This window comes from Stomatobaculum longum (assembly GCA_000242235.1).
Lineage (GTDB): Bacteria > Bacillota > Clostridia > Lachnospirales > Lachnospiraceae > Moryella > Moryella longum.
This window is the reverse complement of record JH590861.1, coordinates 594,389-612,039: the sequence shown is the minus strand read 5'-3', so window position 1 is coordinate 612,039 and position 17,651 is coordinate 594,389. Positions and strand designations below refer to the sequence as shown.

At 57.4% G+C, this 17,651-nt stretch carries 17 protein-coding genes and 1 other annotated feature; of the genes, 15 read left to right on the top strand and 2 right to left on the bottom strand.

All coding sequences use genetic code 11. The features are described 5' to 3' along the window. The first annotated feature begins 7 nt into the window (after nt 1-7). From cmk to pheT, 7 genes are all read left to right on the top strand, one after another. Nucleotides 8-685 carry a (d)CMP kinase gene (cmk, locus tag HMPREF9623_RS02780; protein WP_009532379.1) on the top strand — a complete coding sequence of 226 codons (678 nt, stop codon included), beginning with the start codon at nt 8-10 and terminating at the stop codon, nt 683-685. Then, a complete protein-coding gene (gene ispH / locus HMPREF9623_RS02775; protein WP_009532378.1) occupies nt 682-1,566 on the top strand; it encodes a 4-hydroxy-3-methylbut-2-enyl diphosphate reductase in 885 nt (294 codons plus the stop codon). Before cmk ends, ispH begins: the two co-directional genes overlap by 4 nt. After that, nucleotides 1,547-2,650 carry a 30S ribosomal protein S1 gene (rpsA, locus tag HMPREF9623_RS02770; RefSeq protein ID WP_009532377.1) on the top strand — a complete coding sequence of 368 codons (1,104 nt, stop codon included), beginning with the start codon at nt 1,547-1,549 and terminating at the stop codon, nt 2,648-2,650. Before ispH ends, rpsA begins: the two co-directional genes overlap by 20 nt. Before the next feature lie 74 nt (nt 2,651-2,724). Continuing rightward, nucleotides 2,725-4,149: a cobalamin biosynthesis protein gene (locus HMPREF9623_RS10790; protein ID WP_009532376.1), complete on the top strand. Its 1,425-nt coding sequence runs from the start codon at nt 2,725-2,727 to the stop codon at nt 4,147-4,149. A 69-nt stretch (nt 4,150-4,218) separates the two neighbouring features. Next, nucleotides 4,219-5,874 (top strand): DUF5722 domain-containing protein, encoded by a 1,656-nt coding sequence (locus HMPREF9623_RS02760; protein WP_009532375.1) that lies wholly within the window; start codon nt 4,219-4,221, stop codon nt 5,872-5,874. A 56-nt stretch (nt 5,875-5,930) separates the two neighbouring features. Then, nucleotides 5,931-6,160, top strand: a binding site (T-box leader). Between the two features lie 64 nt (nt 6,161-6,224). Further along, complete coding sequence (gene pheS / locus HMPREF9623_RS02755) at nt 6,225-7,259, top strand: phenylalanine--tRNA ligase subunit alpha (RefSeq protein ID WP_009532374.1); 1,035 nt, start codon at nt 6,225-6,227, stop codon at nt 7,257-7,259. A gap of 12 nt (nt 7,260-7,271) precedes the next feature. Continuing rightward, nucleotides 7,272-9,692: a phenylalanine--tRNA ligase subunit beta gene (gene pheT, locus HMPREF9623_RS02750; RefSeq protein ID WP_009532373.1), complete on the top strand. Its 2,421-nt coding sequence runs from the start codon at nt 7,272-7,274 to the stop codon at nt 9,690-9,692. Between the two features lie 560 nt (nt 9,693-10,252). Here pheT and HMPREF9623_RS02745 read toward each other — a convergent pair. Together HMPREF9623_RS02745 and HMPREF9623_RS10785 are read right to left on the bottom strand one after the other, a co-directional pair. Continuing rightward, complete coding sequence (locus tag HMPREF9623_RS02745; protein WP_009532372.1) at nt 10,253-10,540, bottom strand: DUF4491 family protein; 288 nt, start codon at nt 10,538-10,540, stop codon at nt 10,253-10,255. A gap of 597 nt (nt 10,541-11,137) precedes the next feature. Beyond that, nucleotides 11,138-11,917: a GNAT family N-acetyltransferase gene (locus HMPREF9623_RS10785; protein ID WP_195891204.1), complete on the bottom strand. Its 780-nt coding sequence runs from the start codon at nt 11,915-11,917 to the stop codon at nt 11,138-11,140. A gap of 191 nt (nt 11,918-12,108) precedes the next feature. Here HMPREF9623_RS10785 and pyrF point away from each other — a divergent pair, with 191 nt between their 5' ends. The 8 genes from pyrF to purE all read left to right on the top strand — a co-directional run bounded on the left by pyrF (nt 12,109) and on the right by purE (nt 17,643). After that, nucleotides 12,109-13,032: an orotidine-5'-phosphate decarboxylase gene (gene pyrF / locus HMPREF9623_RS02730; RefSeq protein ID WP_009532370.1), complete on the top strand. Its 924-nt coding sequence runs from the start codon at nt 12,109-12,111 to the stop codon at nt 13,030-13,032. A gap of 24 nt (nt 13,033-13,056) precedes the next feature. After that, nucleotides 13,057-13,836 carry a dihydroorotate dehydrogenase electron transfer subunit gene (locus tag HMPREF9623_RS02725; protein ID WP_009532369.1) on the top strand — a complete coding sequence of 260 codons (780 nt, stop codon included), beginning with the start codon at nt 13,057-13,059 and terminating at the stop codon, nt 13,834-13,836. Between the two features lie 2 nt (nt 13,837-13,838). Beyond that, complete coding sequence (locus tag HMPREF9623_RS02720; RefSeq protein WP_040799427.1) at nt 13,839-14,741, top strand: dihydroorotate dehydrogenase; 903 nt, start codon at nt 13,839-13,841, stop codon at nt 14,739-14,741. Between the two features lie 14 nt (nt 14,742-14,755). Beyond that, nucleotides 14,756-15,436, top strand: a complete 681-nt coding sequence (gene pyrE, locus HMPREF9623_RS02715) for an orotate phosphoribosyltransferase (protein WP_009532367.1) — start codon at nt 14,756-14,758, stop codon at nt 15,434-15,436. 8 nt (nt 15,437-15,444) lie between these two features. After that, nucleotides 15,445-15,906: a VanZ family protein gene (locus tag HMPREF9623_RS02710; RefSeq protein ID WP_009532366.1), complete on the top strand. Its 462-nt coding sequence runs from the start codon at nt 15,445-15,447 to the stop codon at nt 15,904-15,906. Then, nucleotides 15,893-16,372, top strand: coding sequence for a hypothetical protein (locus tag HMPREF9623_RS02705; protein ID WP_009532365.1), 480 nt, complete (start codon nt 15,893-15,895; stop codon nt 16,370-16,372). The genes HMPREF9623_RS02710 and HMPREF9623_RS02705 overlap by 14 nt, the downstream gene beginning before the upstream one ends. 11 nt (nt 16,373-16,383) lie before the next feature. Next, the gene (locus HMPREF9623_RS02700; protein ID WP_009532364.1) at nt 16,384-17,067 is read left to right on the top strand and encodes a hypothetical protein; all 684 of its coding nucleotides are present in this window, start codon (nt 16,384-16,386) and stop codon (nt 17,065-17,067) included. Nucleotides 17,068-17,136: 69 nt separating this feature from the next. After that, a complete protein-coding gene (gene purE / locus HMPREF9623_RS02695; protein WP_009532363.1) occupies nt 17,137-17,643 on the top strand; it encodes a 5-(carboxyamino)imidazole ribonucleotide mutase in 507 nt (168 codons plus the stop codon). Nucleotides 17,644-17,651: the final 8 nt, after the last annotated feature.

Sequence of the window (17,651 nt, the reverse complement as noted above, 5' to 3'; positions counted from 1 at the left end):
GGAAAAGATGGATAAAATAAAAGCACTCGCAATCGACGGTCCGGCCGGCGCCGGCAAATCCACGATTGCGCGGGCGGTGAGTCATAAACTCGGTTGGATTTATGTGGACACCGGGGCGCTGTTCCGGGCGGCGGCACTCTCGCTGCTCGAACAGGGAATCTCCCCCGAGGACAGCGCAGCGATTTCGGCGGCGGCGCCGAAGCTAAGACTGGATCTCAGCATTGCGGACGGGGTGCAGCATGTCTTTGTCGACGGGCGCGATGTGAGCGGCGAAATACGCCGCGAGGAAATCGGCAAGGCGGCGAGCGCGTTTGCGCGCGAAGATGCCGTTCGGCAGCGGGTTCTTGTGATCGAGCGGGAGATTGCCGCGCGGGAACCGGTCGTCATGGACGGCCGGGACATCGGCACCGTGGTGCTGCCGAATGCGCTCGCAAAAGTCTTTCTGACCGCGAGTGTCGAAGTGCGCGCCAAGCGCCGCACGGCGGAGCTCCGGGAGAAGGGCACAGAGGCGGATTTCGAGGAAGTGAAGCGGGACATCGCGGCGCGGGATGAGCAGGATAAGAACCGGGCGGTTGCACCGCTTCGACAGGCGGAGGATGCCCTCCTTCTCGACAGCTCGGCGCTCACAATCGCGGAAGTCGAGCAGCGCATCCTCGCGCTGGTCAGAGAGAAGGAAGCAGAGTGACAGAGCGAAGAAAGAGAGAAGTGATACTCGCCGAGAGCGCGGGTTTTTGTTTCGGCGTCCAAAAGGCGGTCGAGACCGTGTACCGCGAGGCCGAGGAGAGCAAGGATACGGTATACAGCTACGGCGCTATCATCCACAACGAGGAAGTGGTGCGGGATCTGACCGAAAAGGGTGTGGTCGTCTTTGAGGACGAGGATGCCGCGGCGAAGGTGCGCGCGCTGCCGGAAGAAGCGGGGACGATTATTCTCCGCTCGCACGGCGTCGGACCGGAGGTCTACCGCCTCTGCGAGGAGAAGAAGCTCCGCATTGTCGACACGGCCTGTCCGTTCGTGAACAAAATCCACCGAATCGTGCAGACAGAGAACCGGAAAGGGCGCCGCGTCCTGATTGTCGGAGATCCGAAGCACCCGGAAGTGGAGGGAATCCGTGCGTGGGGCAGAGCGGATACGGCGGTAATCCGGGACGAGGAAGAGTTCCTCGCCCTGCAAATTCCGAAGGACGTGCCGCTCTCCGTGGTCGCGCAGACTACGTTCCGTTTGCCAAAGTTTAAAATGCTGGTTGATAAAATCAGAGAGTTAGGTTATGATATAGCTTGTTTTAATACGATTTGCAATGCGACGCAGGAAAGACAGGCGGAGGCGAAGAAAATTGCTTCCGAAGTCGATGCTATGATCGTGATCGGAGGGAAAAACAGTTCCAATACGAGAAAACTTGTGGAAATCTGTTCTGCAGTTTGTCCGCATACGTTTTACGTCCGGACCGCGAGCGAATTAGATCCTGAGCTTTTGGCGCCCTTTCAGCGAATTGGTATTACAGCGGGGGCATCCACCCCCAAACATATCATTGAGGAGGTTCAAGCCATTGTCAGAGCAGAGTTTTGAACAGATGTTGAATGAGTCTTTTAAGACGATTCACACGGGAGAAGTTGTATCGGGAACAGTACTGGATGTGAAGGAGGATCAGATCATCCTGAACATCGGCTATAAGTCAGACGGCGTCATCACCAGAAACGAGTACACGAACAACAACAGCCTCGACCTCCGGACTGTCGTGCATGTTGGTGACGAACTGGAAGCCAAAGTCATGAAGGTAAATGACGGCGACGGACAGGTTTCCCTCTCGTATCGCAGACTCGCGGCGGACAGAGGCAACAAGCGCCTGGAAGAGGCGTTCAACAACCACGAGGTTCTGAAGGCAAAGGTAGTCCAGGTACTGAACGGCGGACTGAGCGTGCTGGTCGACGAGGCGCGCGTGTTCATTCCGGCAAGTCTGGTATCGGATTCCTACGAGAGAGATTTAAATAAATATGCGGATCAGGAGATTGAGTTCGTGATTACCGAGTTCAATCCGCGCAGAAGAAGAATCATCGGCGACCGCAAGCAGCTCATGCAGGCTGCAAAGGCGGAGCTGCAGAAAGAGCTCTTTGCGCGCATCAAGGTCGGCGATGTGGTCGAGGGCACGGTCAAGAACGTGACGAACTTCGGTGCATTCGTGGATCTCGGCGGCGCAGACGGTCTCCTGCACATCTCCGAGATGAGCTGGGGCAGAATCGAGAACCCGAAGAAGGTTCTGAAGTCCGGCGATCGCGTCAGAGTCTTCATCAAGGAGATTTCCGGCACGAAGATTGCGCTGAGCTTAAAGTTCCCGGATCAGAATCCGTGGATCGATGCGGCTGAGAAGTACGCACAGGGCAAGATTGTCAGAGGCCGTGTGGCGCGCATGACCGATTTCGGCGCTTTCATCGAGCTCGAGCCGGGCGTGGACGCACTGCTTCATGTCTCCCAGATTGCAAGAAAGCACATCGACAAGCCGTCGGATGTCCTTGAGATCGGCGATGAGATCGAGGCAGAGATTGTCGAGTTCAATGCGGAGGACAGAAAAATCTCCCTCAGCATGAAGGCACTCGAGAACATGCAGGGCGATGAGGTTGTCTACGAGGATGCCGCACCGCAGGATGAGCAGTAAGACAGAGAATTGAGAGAGGCAGGGGGCTGTCCCCCTGCCTCTCTTGTTATATATAAATAAAAAAAGGATACAAAATGGAAGGCTTACAGAGAAAAAAGACAGGGGAATTTGCAAGCTTTTCGTACACGGAGCGGGGCAAAGAACTCGCGGCACGTGTTTCGGCGCTGCTCACGGAAGCCGGGTATCGCTATGTCGGAGCGGAGGTCGAGGAGGCGTTTCGTCGCTGCGATTTGCTGGTTTTTGTCGGCGCGAGCGGCATTGCGGTCCGAAAAATCGCCCCCTATGTGCGGGACAAGTTTCAAGATCCCGCGGTGCTCTGCCTCGATGAGTACGGCCGCTTTGTGATTCCGCTGCTCTCGGGCCATGTGGGCGGGGCCAATGCGTTTGCGCGCTTTTTGGGGCGGAAACTCGGCGCGGCGGTCGCTGTCAGCACGGCGACGGACCTGAATCGGCGCTTTGCGGTCGATGTTTTCGCCGTACAAAACGGACTTCGGATCGGAAGTCGCGAGAAAGCGAAGCGCGTGAGCGCGGCATTGCTCCGCGGAGAGGAGGTCGCCTTTTTGACCGACTTTCCGTTGCGTGACACGGAAAAACTGCCCGAAGGGCTGGTCGCGAAACCACCTGCCGAAGGACAGCTCTGCATACGAATCAGCGCGGCGCCGGATCCGGAGGCGGAAAACTGTCTCGTGCTGACGCCCCCGATTTATTGTCTCGGCGTGGGTTGCCGGAAGGGAACGCCGGTCGAAGCGTTTCGTAGCGCGGCAGAGCTGTTTCTAAAGAAACAAAACATTACAAAAGATGCGCTTTTTTCGATTGCGAGTATTGATTTAAAGCGGGAAGAGACAGCGGTCCTCGCGCTCGCCGAGGACTTTGCCGTGCCCGCTGTATTTTTTACGGCGGAAGAACTCCGCGCAGTCCCCGGAAACTTTGAGAGCTCGGCCTTTGTCGAAAAGACCACCGGTGTCGGCGCGGTTGCCGCGCGCGCGGCCGCAAGCTGTGCGCCGATTCGGGTTGCGGGGAAGACCGTGGTAGACGGTGCGACCTTTGCGCTCTACCGGCGCGACTTTACCCCTGTCTTTGCGGAAAGCGAAGATACGGCAGGATTTCTCTTTCTCGCCGGTGCGCGCTACCAGGGTAAGCGCGCCTTTGCCGTTTCGCTACAGCGGGAGGGGCGCATTTCGGCGTATCGCGAGGTCCCGAAGCAGTGGATTGACTGCCTCACGGCGGCGGCGCTCCGGGAGGACAACGCACTGTTTACGGCAGAACTTAAGCGCGCTGTGACAGCGCTCGCAGCGGAGGCGAGAAGTCGCCGGGAAGCACTGCTGCTCGACAGTATCGGTGGAGGCCTGGTGCCGATTGACCGCCGGGAGAGAGCCCTCCGCGACGCGGTCGGACGCCTCCAGTGTGCGCTCGCGGCAGCGGCGGACGAAGTCTATCTTCTCGAACTCGGCATTGCGAGACCGCTTAAGAAGTTCGGAGAAAGTGTAGAGAAATTGTAAGAAGTTTGCAAATCATTTGCAGAGCCTCTCCGCTATAATAGCAGGAGGCAAAGGAGGTAATACAGCAAGATGAGAAACGAACAGAAATGGACGCGGCGTCTCAAGGCGCTCGCGCTTACGCTCGGCTTCAGCGCACTCTTTGCGCTGCCGGCATTTGCGGAAACCGCAGAGATTCATGCGAATGCGACCAAGGATCAGGTGACTGTGAGCGGCACCGTGAGCGGAGACAGTACCTCCGAGGACGGAAAACTCTATTTTTTTGCGCTGGATCCCTATAACGACAGCATCAAGGAGGCAAAGCCCGTTGCGAGTGCGCCGTACGGCGCGAACTTCTCGTTCACCGCGCCGCTCCTTGACGGTACGCCGGACACCAGACTCTACGACCAGTTTGCGATTGCGGTCTGGAAGAACGGTCGCTATTACGACATCGGCCGCCGCGCCTATATCACGAACCCGGAGGTGGTCGCAAAGAGCGACAAGCCCTATGAGCAGCCGCTCACGAAGAAGGGGCTCCTGGTACAGCTCGACATGTTGAGCGATGCGTTCGAGCTCGGCGTGAAGCACGTGAACGTGAATTTTAATTTTGCGCAGATTACCGCGGGCACGGGCATTGACTACACCTATGAGGGCAAGACCTATCACTTTGACAAGAACCAGATTGCCGAGTACGACAAGAACATCAGCGCTTTTTCCGGCAAGAGCATGATGGTCACGGCGATTGTCTTAAACGGCTGGAACGACAAGATGCCGGAACTCATCTACCCCGGGGTCAAGAAGACGGACGGCGCCCTCTATTACGGCTTCAATGCGGCGACCAAGGAGGGCTATGAGACCACGCGCGCGCTGATGAGCTTCCTCGCACAGCGCTACAACGGCGAAAACCCGGCTTATGGCCGCGTCTCGAACTGGATCATCGGCAACGAGATTAATAACGGCAGAAACTGGAACTACATGGGCAAGATGGACATCGATAAGTATGTGACCGAGTATGTCCGCGCCTTCCGTGTCGCCTACACGGCCATCAAGGCACAGCAGGCCAGCGCCCATGTCTTCTTCTCGGTTGATATGAACTGGAACGACCCGAATGCGGATCAGAAGACACAGTACTCCGCGAAGCATATCATTGACAAGATCAATGCCGAGATTAACCGAAACGGCAACATCGACTGGCAGCTCGCTTACCATCCGTACCCGTATCCGCTGACAGAGCCGGAGTTCTGGGACGACCACACGACCGGTCTCATCGCACAGGATGAGAGCTCGAAGATTATCAACTTTGAGAACCTGCATGTCCTCACGGATTATCTGAAGGCGTCGAACTTTAGGAACCGCGCGGGCGAAGTGCGCCACATCATCCTCTCGGAGCAGGGCTTCAGCGCGAAGAGCCCCTCGCGCGGCGATGTCGAGACGCAGCAGGCGGCGGCCTTTGCATATGCTTACTACATTGCGGACTCCAATCCCTATGTGGACGCGCTGATTCTGAGCCGTCAGGTGGATGCGCCGGTTGAGGTGAGAAGCGGCGCGGCCTTCGGTCTCTGGGCTTGCCGCATGGATGCGGGCGATGCGATTATTGCGACCAGAAGAAGAAAGATTTGGGCGGTGTTCCGCGACATCGACAAGAAGGCAAAGACCCTGGAGGCTTCCGAGTTTGCGAAATCGGTGATCGGCATTCAGAAATGGTCGGATGTGGTTCCGGACTTCCGCTGGAGAAGCCTTGAGAAGTAAGGAAGAGAACTTGACTTTTTGCGGCCCTCAGCTTATGCTGGTTCGGAATTGAATCATCAAATGCAGTGAAGACGCACAGTAGCACCGGCAGAGCGCACAGAGAGCGGGAGAGAGCTGAGATTTCCGCCGTGACACCGGAGGGCGAACCTTCGCGTCGGAGCAGCGGAGCCGAACGGGCGTGCCCCAGTAGGTTTCGACGTCTTTCCGCGTCAAGGAAACAATGAGCGGTCCGCGGCACAAGCGGATAATGCGGGTGGTACCGCGGGTTAAATAACTCGTCCCGGATACAGAGAGCTTGCTCTCTGTATCCTTTTTTATTTTCCCGCGCAGTCAAAGAAAAGGAGAGAGGCATGGACAAGAAGCAATTTGAGGATTTAAAGCAGCGCTTCGCCGAGAGAGCCGAACAGATGCAGGAAAAGAATTCCGAGACCCTGTACGCGCTCCGGAAAGAATTTCTGGACCGGAAGGACGGCCTGGTCAGCGGACTCATGAAGCAGATGAAGAGCGTACCGTCGGCGGAAAAGGCGGATTTCGGCAAGGAAGTGAATGCGCTGAAGGACTGGGTGCTTGAAAAGCTGACCGCACTCGAAAAGCAGGCGAGAGAGGCAGAGTTAAATCACCGCTACGAGACAGAGAAGATTGATGTCACGCTGCCGGGCACGGAAATTCCGCGCGGCAATCTCCACCCGGACACGCTGGTCCGAAATCAGATGATTGAGGCGTTTGCGGGCATGGGCTTTGAGATTTACGAGGGCGCGGAGATCGAGACCGACTACTACAACTTCACCGCGCTCAACACACCTAAGGATCACCCGGCGCGCGACATGCAGGACACTTTTTATCTGAGCGATAAGTTCCTGCTCCGCACCCAGACCTCGGCGGGACAGATTCACGTGATGGAAAAGCAGAAGCCGCCGATTAAGATTCTCTCCCCGGGCAAGGTGTTCCGCTCGGACGACGACGCGACGCACTCCCCGATGTTTACCCAGATGGAGGGCCTCGTGGTAGATAAGGGCATCACGCTCTGCGACCTTCAGGGTATGCTCGACAAGTTTGTCGAAAAGTTCTTCGGCGCGGGTGTGAAGACCCGCCTCCGTCCCTCCTATTTCCCGTTCACGGAGCCCTCGGTCGAGGTCGATGTGAGCTGCTTCTCCTGCGGCGGCAAAGGCTGTCGACTCTGCAAGGGAACGGGCTGGATCGAGATTCTCGGCGCGGGCGTCGTGAACAAGAAGGTGCTCGAGAACTGCGGCATCGACTCGGATGTATACTCCGGTTTCGCCTTCGGAATCGGCATCGAGCGCGTCGCAATGCTGAAGTACGGCATCGGTAACATTAAGTATCTGTTCGAGTCGGATCTCCGCGTGCTCCGGCAGATCAATGCGTAAGGAGGCAGAGAGATGATAGCGCCGTTCAGTTGGCTTAGAGAATATGTAGATATCGATTGCACCCCGCAGGAACTCGAGGAGAAGCTCTTCTCCTGCGGTTTTGAAGTGGAGAACTTGGAGGAAGTCGGCGCGCGGATTTCGCGCGTTGTTGTGGGTCTTGTGACAAGCTGCGAGCCCATCGAGGGCACGCATTTGCATCTCTGCGAAGTAGACTGCGGCAGTGAGGGCAAGTTCCAAATCTGCTGCGGCGCGGACAATGTGGAGGCGGGCAAGAAGTTCCCGACTGCCCTGGTCGGCGCAACGGTCTGTGAGACCAACAAGGAGAGAACGGAGATTGTCGGCACCGCGACCATTCAGGCGGGCAAGCTCCGCGGTTACGACTCCTTCGGCATGCTCTGCTCCGGCATGGAGCTGGGTCTTAACGAGGACCTGTATCCGGGCGCGGGCTATAACGGCCTCCTCGTGTTGCCGGACGATGCGGCTCCGGGCGCGGATGTGAAGCCCATCGTGGGTCTCGACGACTGGCTCTTCGACATTGCGATTACGGCAAACCGCCCGGACTGCCAGGGGATCTACGGCATTGCGCGAGAAGTGGCGGCCGTCCTCGGCAAGGAGATGAAGCCCCTGCCGGTTTCCTACCGCGAGGAGAAGACCGAGCCGCACACGCTTCAGGTCGAGGTGGAAGCGCCGCAGTACTGCCCGCGCTATGAGGCGCATGCGGTGAAGGATGTGAAAATTGCGTCCTCGCCCGCGTGGCTTCGCCGTCGCCTGAGCCTGGTCGGCGTGAGCGCGATTTCCAACATGGTGGACATCACAAACTATGTGATGCTGGAGCTCGGTCAGCCGATGCACGCCTTTGACCGCCGCGACTTAGCGGGCGACCGCATTGTGGTGCGCACGGCGAAGGAAGGCGAGAAGCTCGTGACCCTCGATGAGCAGGAGCTGACGCTCACCGAGAGCAATCTTTTAATTTGCGACGGCGAGAAGCCGGTCGGCCTTGCAGGCATCATGGGCGGCCTCAATTCGGAGATTAAGGATACGACGACCGCGGTCGTCTTCGAGGCGGCAAAGTTTGCGCGCGACAACATCCGCCGCAGCGCCCGCGCGCTCGGAAAGCGCACCGATGCGAGCGCACACTTTGAGAAGGGCACGGACGAGTACACGGTGGAGCTCGCGATGAAGCGCGCCCTGCATCTGACCGAAGAGCTCGGCGCCGGCACCGTCACGGATGAGTGCGCAGGCAAGAATACGGGCAACAGCATTGAGAAGCGCCCGCTTACGGTGAGCCTGGCCCGCGTGAACGGTGTGCTCGGCATCGAGGTGCCGGGAGAGGCAGTGTGCCGCATCCTCGCAAACCTCGATATGGAGCCGGAACTCGAGGGCGATGCACTGCGCCTCAAGATTCCCGCTTATCGCGAGGACATGGAGAGCTATCAGGATGTCGCCGAAGAGGTGATTCGCTTCTACGGCTACGAGCACCTCGTGCCGAGCTTCTTAAAGAGCGCGGAGGTCACGAGCGGCGGTCTTAACGAGAGACAGCGCCGTGAGCTCAAGTTAAAGGAAACTCTCGCGGGCGGCGGCATGTACGAGGCAATTCACTATTCCTTCTTCTCCCCGGCGGATTTAAAGCTGTTCCGCTATCCCGAAGGGAGCGAGGCACTTCGCGCAATTCGCATTCTGAATCCGATCAGCGAGGAACTCTCGCTCATGCGCACGGTACTCTCGCCCTCCATGGCGAATGCCGTGATGCGGAACCAGAAGGCCGGAAATCTCTCCGGACGCCTCTTTGAGCTCGCGAAGGTCTTCATCCCGAAGTCTCTGCCGCTCACGGATTACCCGGAGGAGAGAGCGCACTTAGCATTTGCGTTCTTCGGCAAGGAGGAGAGCTTCTTTACGCTGAAGGGAGCCCTGGACCTCGCAGCCGAGAGTTTGCATGTCAAGTTCCGCTACGAGGCGTCGACCGAGCCGTTCACGCACCCCTATCAGACCGCAGCGGTCTATGTTGGCGAGGTGAAGGTGGGTTACCTCGGCAAGCTCGCTTACGATATTGCCGGGGAGCTGAATCTCCGCACGGATGCCTATCTCGCAGAGCTGGATCTCGACACCATCGAGAGCCTGCCGCACGAGCCGGTCTACTTTACGCCGCTTCCGAAGTTCCCGGAGGTGCAGCGTGACCTGGCACTCGTCATGGACAAGGCAATCAGCTGCGAGCAGGTCGTGAATCTGATTCAGGGCTGCAGCCCGCTGATTCGCGAGGTGAAGCTCTTCGATATCTACGAGGGTGCGCCGATACCGCCGACGAAGAAGAGCCTCGCGTTTACCCTGACCTTCCGCCCGGAGGAAAAGGCGTTTGCGCCGGAAGAACTCGACAAGCTGACGCAGGAGATTCTGGAGAAGTTAAAGACAAGCTGTGACATTGCGCTCCGCGTCTGAGGAAAGAGCGCTTAAAAAGAAGAACCGTCATCGCCCCATGCGGAACAATAAGAACCTGTCTTTCCGCGGGCGAAGCAAAAAGCTGCGTGCAGATGCACGCAGCTTTTTGCGTAAGTTTTCTTATTCTGCCCGTATGTCATACAAGGCCCGCTACAAGAAGGCCGGATGGCATGCTTTCTGACATTTTCCTTCAACCATACTGTTTCAAGGAAGCGGTAAGCAGGGAAAAGCCTTATACCGCAAGGGCTTGAATTACCGGCTCTTTTTGTCCGCTCGGCCGAAAAATCCGAGATGAGGTGAAACGGATACGCACCTCATCCAGGAGCAAGCGGAAATATCCAAAATCTGTCATATGAGGTGCATCATTTTATCCGAACGGGGATATAACAAAGCATTTTAGCTTAGATTACAAAAGTCAACTGAATTCGGATAAAGAGCTGCGTAACCATCCGCATCACAGGGGGCAGGACATGTGCCCGCACGGAGAGCGAAAATACACGAATGCTGCCACAGGAGGCGCATCATCCGGTCTGAAAGGCGACCGAGCGAAGCGTTTCGGTTCAGTCTTTTTTCTTCGGATTTTTCGGGAACCAGCCCTTTTTGACGCGCTCCTCTTGCTCAAAGAGTTCGAGGATACTCCAGAGGCAGCTCACGCCGAAGACGGCTGTGAGAGCGCTCGGAACCGTCCCGCGGAGAAATAGGGAGACTGCGAGTGCCGCGACGCCGAGCAGGGCAAAGAGCGGCCAGATTTGTTTGCCGATATAGTATTCGCTCTTTATGACGATGGGGTGAAAGGCGCCTATCATCAAAAAGGCACCGAAACCGATCAAGAGGCCGTTCAAATTCATGGGACATCCTTTCTCTTCACAGCAATACCACGAAAGGGAAGCAGTTTCATACTGCTAATCAAGATTGACAGGATGAGAATAGCAGAGCACGGTAAGAAAAAAAAGTGCCGTGGCAACAAAAAGAAAAATTATGATACGAAGAAAAAGAGAATCAAGAGACAAGGAAGTAAGAAGCGAGAGAAGTAAGAGGCAAGAGAAGTAAGAAGCGAGAGAAGTAAGAGGCAAGAGAAATAAGAGGCGAGAGAAACAAGAGGCAAGAAAATCAAGGGGCGAGAGAGAAGTACGAGGCGAGAGAAGTGAGAGGGAGAGAAGTAAGAGACAAGAGAAGTAAGAGGCGAGAGAAGTAAGGGGCAAGAGAATCAAGGGCGAGAGAAGCAAGAGGCAAGAGAATCAAGGGGCGAGAGAATCCAGGGGTGAGAGAAGTAAGTAGTGAGAGAATCAAGGGGAAAGAGAAGTAAGGGGCAAGAGAATCAAGGGATAAGAAATTCGAAAAAAGCAAAAAAACAAGAAGACAAAGGAACAAAAAAATCCCTGTCTCGCGCGGCCTGATGTATCGCGGGCGGAGCGAGACGGGGATTTCAATGAATTGCGTCAGACTCAGAGCATCAGCTCATAGTAGCGGAGCGAAGTGGTCTCCCGGAAGCCGTTTGCCGTATAGAGGCGGACTGCCGGCGTATTGGAAGCCGTGACCTGCATGGTCGCTTTTTTGTAGCCGAGCTTCTTTAAGAGCCCCAGGAACTGCGGGAAGAGCTCGCTGCCGACACCCTGTCCCACTAATTCCTTTCGCACCGAGACGCGGTGCAGGTAGGCGTTATGATCCTTCATCGGCGTCACAAAGCAGCGGAAAGCCGGGCGCTTCTCGTTCGGGCGGAAAATCTCATAGGCGCGGAAGCCTTCCGCCGAGGGCTTGGACTCGCGGAAACGGTAGCGCGGATCCGGGGTCTCCTTGTCCTCGAGGCTGCAGGCCATCTCGGTCTCCTCCTCGGCGAGGTGGGCACCGATCGAGAGCAGCACCGGCAGAGCATCCTTGCAGGCGCTGTCCACGGCAAAGCGGACAATCGGAGCGGAGCCCTTTAAGCTCTTGCCCGGGAATGTAATTTTTGCCTTTTCCCAGAGGCGGTGGAAATAGCCCTGTCTGCGGTGGTCCGGGTCCGTGAAGGCATAGACCTCAAAAATCTGGTCGCCGAGGCCGCAGAGTGCCATTGCGGCGCAGAGCTCCTTGGCGTCTTCGTCCGCATAGGCGAGAAGGTACTTGGTGCCGGGCTCGCGGAGCGGGAAAGACATCGAAAAGGCTTCCTTTTCATGGCAACGCTTCAGGAGAGCCAGGATTCGGTCCTGCTCCCCATGGTTGAATCGATCTTGTTCTGTTAATTTCATAGGGCTCCCATCTGCATCTTCTGCATTACATATCAGGTCGTAAATTTTTTCCATTATAGCATAGATTTGTGCCCTGTGCGACGCGGAGAAAAGCTGTAAGAAAACCGTAAAGAGGCATCCCGCATTGCACGGTGGGGCAAAAAAACATATAATGGGAAAAACATATTTGTTGCCGCCGACAGGAGGAAGCGATGATTACAACTTTACTGAATAAAATCAAAGAGACCAAGGCACCGGTCTGCGTGGGGCTGGATCCCATGCTGGCGTATATTCCGGACGAGGTAAAGAAAGCTGCGTTTGCCGAGAAGGGCGAAAATTTGGAGGGAGCGGCCGAGGCCTGCTGGCGCTTTAACGAGGCCATCATCAAGGCGACGGTGGATCTGATTCCGGCCGTGAAGCCGCAGATTGCGATGTACGAGCAGTTCGGAATTCCCGGCCTCATCGCCTATGAAAAGACCGTCCGCTTTGCGAAGGAGCTCGGGCTCATCGTGATTGCCGATGTGAAGCGCGGCGACATCGGTTCGACCTCGGCGGCGTATGCGGAGGGACACCTCGGCAGCATCACCATCGGCGAGAAGCAGTTCTTCCCCTTTGACGCGGATATGGCGACCGTGAACCCCTACCTCGGCAGCGACGGCGTGAAGCCCTTCCTCGAGGTCTGCGGACGCTGTGACAAGGGTATTTTTGTGCTCGTCAAGACCTCGAATCCCTCGAGCGGCGAGTTGCAGGACCAGCTGATTGACGGCGAGCCGCTCTATGCGCGGGTCGCGGATCTCACCTCCGCCTGGGGCGAGTCCCTCATGGAGGGCGCGTGGTCCAATGTCGGCGCAGTGGTCGGCGCGACTTACCCGAAGATGCTTGCGGAGCTCAGAGCGCGCATGCCGCACACATTCTTCCTGATTCCGGGCTACGGCGCCCAGGGCGGTAAGGCAGAGGATCTCGCGGTCGCATTTAACGCGCAGGGCGAGGGCGGCATTGTGAACTCTTCGCGCGGCATCATTGCGGCGTGGAAGCAGGAGAAATATCAGAACTTCGGCGCGGAAGCCTTCGCCGACGCAGCGCGTCAGGCGACGGTCGACATGATTCTGGATTTGCAGCGTTGCATCCGCTTCTGAGACAGAGAACGGGAGAAGCACAACATGACGAAAGTGAGAGAGCGCGCGTCCGTACTGGGACAGCGCGCGTTATGTCCGGGCGTCTATGATCTCCGGCTCCTGGCGCCGCAGATTGCGGCTGCGGCACGCCCGGGACAGTTTGTAAATGTATTTCTGAATAACGGCGCGCACATCCTGCCGCGCCCCATCAGTCTCTGCGGCATTGACAGCGAGAACGGTATCCTGCGCCTCGTGTACCGCGTGACGCGGGAGGGAAGCGGCACCGAAGAGCTCTCGCGCTATACGGCGGGCACCGAGCTTCTGCTCCTCGGCCCGCTCGGGAACGGGTTTCCGACGGCGCTCGACAATGCCGCAGTGGTCGGCGGCGGCATCGGCATTCCGCCGCTCCTTGAGCTCCTCTGGGCGCTCCCGGGGAAAAAGACCGCCCTTCTCGGCTATCGCAGCAAGTCCCAGCTCTTTTTGCTCGAGGATTTTGCGGTTGCGGCCGATGAGGTGAAGATTGCGACCGAGGACGGCAGTCTCGGCATCCGGGGCAACGTTGTGGATCTGCTCCGCGCGCTGCCGGAAAAGCCGAAGGCGATTTTAAGCTGCGGCCCGCTGCCCATGCTCCGCGCGCTGAAGGCCTATGCGGCGGAGGAAGGCATTCCGCTCTGGGTCTCTATGGAAGAGCGCATGGCCTGCGGCATCGGCGCCTGCCTCGGCTGTATTACGGAGAGCGCGGAGGTCGATGCGCACTCGAATGTCAAAAATAAGCGCGTCTGCGCCGACGGACCGGTGTTTCGCGCAGAGGAGGTGGTGCTTTGAACATCTCGACGGAAGTGAGCCTCGCCGGAATCACCTTAAAAAACCCCGTGATGACGGCGAGCGGTACCTTCGGGGCCGGCGAAGAGTACAGCGAATTTGTGGACTTAAATAAGCTCGGTGCGGTCGTGACCAAGGGCGTCGCGGCCGTGCCGTGGGCGGGCAACCCGACCCCTCGCCTTGCGGAGACGCCGGGCGGCATGCTGAATGCGATCGGCCTCCAGAATCCGGGCGTGGATGTTTTCCTCGAGCGGGATTTGCCCTTCTTAAAGCGGTTTGACACCCGCGTCGTGGTCAATGTCTGCGGCCACAGCGAAGAGGAGTATGTCGAGGTCGTGGAGCGGCTCCGCGAGGCGCCGGTTGATTTTCTCGAGCTCAACATCTCCTGCCCGAATGTCAAAGAGGGCGGCATTGCCTTCGGCACGCAGGCAAAGGCGGTCGAGCACATCACCCGCCGCGTGAAGGAGAGAGCGGCGCAGCCGTTAATTGTCAAGCTCTCGCCGAATGTCACGGATATCACCGAGACTGCGCGCGCGGCGGAGGCGGGCGGCGCGGATGTGCTCTCGCTCATCAACACCTTGACCGGCATGAAAATCGACATTATGCGGCGCAGCTTTGTGCTCGCAAATCGCACCGGCGGCCTCTCGGGGCCCGCGGTGCACCCGATTGCGGTGCGCATGGTCTATGACTGCGCACATGCGGTCAAGCTGCCGTTAATCGGCATGGGCGGCATTTCGACCGCAGCAGATGCCATCGAGATGATACTTGCCGGCGCGACGGCGGTTTCGGTCGGCACCGCAAACTTTTATAATCCTTGCGTTTCGGAGGAAGTCGCGGCGGGGATTGCCGCTTATCTTGAGCAGACAGGAACCGAGGATATCAGAGAACTCATCGGCGCAGTGCGCTGAACAAGGGGGAGACGATGGAACAGTACAAGCAGGAATTTATTGAGTTTATGATTTCGTGCGAAGTCTTAAAGTTCGGGGACTTCGTGACCAAAAGCGGCAGAAAGACGCCGTTCTTTGTGAACACCGGCTTTTACCGCACCGGAACGCAGTTAAAGCAGCTCGGCGCCTACTATGCGCGCGCCATCCACGCGGCATTCGGCGAGGAGGCGACCTTGCTCTTCGGACCGGCGTACAAGGGTATTCCGCTCTGCGTCGCGGCTTCGATCGGCATGAGCGAGCTCTATGAGCAGGAAGTGGGCTATGTCGCAAACCGGAAGGAAGTCAAGGACCACGGCGACAAGGGGATTCTCCTCGGTGCGCCGATCAAGGACAGCGATAAGATCGTGATTGTCGAGGATGTCACGACGGCCGGAACCTCGATTGAGGAGACCATGCCGATTATCAAGGCACAGGGCAACGCAGAGGTACTGGGCCTCGTGGTCAGCGTGGATCGCTGCGAGAGAGGCAAGGGTAAAAAGAGCGCGCTCTCCGAGATTTCGGAGCGTTACGGCATCAAGACGACAGCGATTGTCACGATGAAGGAGGTCATTGAACACCTCTACCGGCGTGAAGTGAACGGCAAGGTAATCATCGACGATGCGCTGATGGAGAGAATCGATGCCTACTACCGTGAATACGGTGCGGAGGAGGACTGAGCCTGTCCATGGATAAAATCCGATGGAAACATCGCCTGCTCGGAACCTTGCTTTTTGTCATTTATCTTGCGGGGCTCAGCTATTTTCTCTTCTTTGCCGAAGCACTCGGCAGGCAGGGGAGGAGCAGTGCGAATCTGCGCTACAACATTGTGCTGTTCCGGGAAATCTGGCGCTTCTGGCATTACCGCCACATACTCGGCTACCGCGCTTTTATCCTGAATACCTTCGGCAATGTCTTTGCCTTTGTGCCCTTCGGCTTTTTTTTGCCGATTGTGAGCGGAAAGCGCCACAGCTTTTTCCGCAGCCTGATTGCGGGGGTGTTGTTTTCGGGGCTCATTGAGACAGCGCAGCTTCTGACCCGGCTCGGCAGTTTTGATGTCGACGATATTTTTTTGAATACGATCGGCGTTGTCGCAGGCTATTTTATTTTCCGGCTGTTTCTTAGGAGGTTAAATCGTGCGTCTGCCTAATCCCTTTCGAAAAAAAGAATATAAATTTCTGACGCCGGTCGCAAAGAGCGACGACTCGATTCTGGAGCGCCCGGAATTTTTGCCGGAAGAAGAGCGGGTGCGCCGTAGCAAGCAGCGGCGCCCGAAAAAGAAAGGCAAACAGAATCAGCAGCTCTCTTCGCTGATCAGCTACCTGAAGAAGCCGCACTCCGAGACCGGGCTCACGGCACTTTGCGGCGGCGTTGTCGCTGTGCTCTTTACGGCACTCGCCTTTTTCAGCATGCTACAGGCAGCGGGGGAACCCTCGCTCACGGTTTCGGCGGCGGTCATGAGCGCCATGCTGGTTTCAATCTACGGCATCTACCTCGCGGTGACCGCGCTCCGCGAGAAGGAAAAAAATCAGCTTTACACCTGGATCGGGCTCTCGCTCTGCGGTCTGGTGATGGTGACTTGGTTAATTGCCCAGTTCCTCGGGCTCAGCAGCTGATGGAGCGGGAAATGCTGCTTACAGAGCGGCTTAGGCTTGCAAGGGAGCGACTCGCGGAGATACCGGCGGAGCGTTTTGCGACCGAGCGCTTTCAGGGGTTTTTCGGTCGTGAGGCGCGTGCTCTTGTGACAGCCACAGAGGCGAGTGGGGAAGCGAGGGACAGGGCACTCTGCCTTATGTTGCCCGGCAATACGGAGGAGGCACTGCTCGCAGTCCTGTCTTCCGTCTGCAGCCGCGCGTTTTCGCCGCAGTGTGACAAGGCGCTTGGCGTTCGCTGCCTCGAACTCTTTCTCCAGTGCTACGGGCTGTTTGCCCGGGACAGCGCACCCGGAGAGATAAGAGAAGCGATTTACTACGATTTATTCGATTACGCGGAAGAGGATGTGCGACAGCGCTTTTCGGCGCGGGCAGAGGGACCCTTCGGTCTGACGGTCATCTTACCCGGAGAGTTACCCTGGTATGCGGACCGGTATCCGGAGGTCGCCGCAGCGCACGCCGAAGATTTATCGCTTTTTCTCGACAAAGCGCTCCGGGACAGACTGCGCCCGCTCATCCGTGAAACGGCGGACAAAACGGTGCGTGAAAAATGCCTTGCGGCGATTTTGCGGTATCAGCGTGTGTGCGGAAAGGACACGCGATATTCCGTGCGACAACAGGGCTGGCTTCGCGAGCTCTATGCGCCGGAAAGCAAATAAAAATTGGGATTGAGCTCAAAGAAGAGCGCCGATATAATACAAGTGAAACGAATCAATAAGGAGGGTGCAATGGCAAAAGTCGGAATTGTGATGGGCAGTGATTCGGATATGCCCGTGATGGCACAGGCAGCGGCATTTTTGGAGAAAATGGGGATTGAATACGAGATGCGCATTATCTCGGCGCACCGCGAGCCGGATGTCTTTTTTGAGTGGGCAAACGGTGCCAGAGAGCGCGGTCTCTCGGTCATCATCGCGGGTGCGGGCAAGGCGGCGCATCTGCCGGGCATGTGCGCGGCGCTCTTTTCGCTGCCGGTCATCGGCATCCCGATGAAGACCTCGGATCTCGGCGGTGTGGATTCGCTCTACTCGATTGTGCAGATGCCGAGCGGCATTCCCTGCGCGACCGTTGCGATCAACGGCGGCAAGAACGCGGGCATTCTCGCGGCAAAGATTCTCGCGGTCGGCGACAAGGCGCTCGAGGAGAAGCTGCAGGCATTTCAGAAGGAAATGCGCGACGAGGTTGTCGGTAAGGATGAGAAGCTGCAGCGCGAGGGTTACCAGAGTTTTCTCAAGTGAGAGGAGCC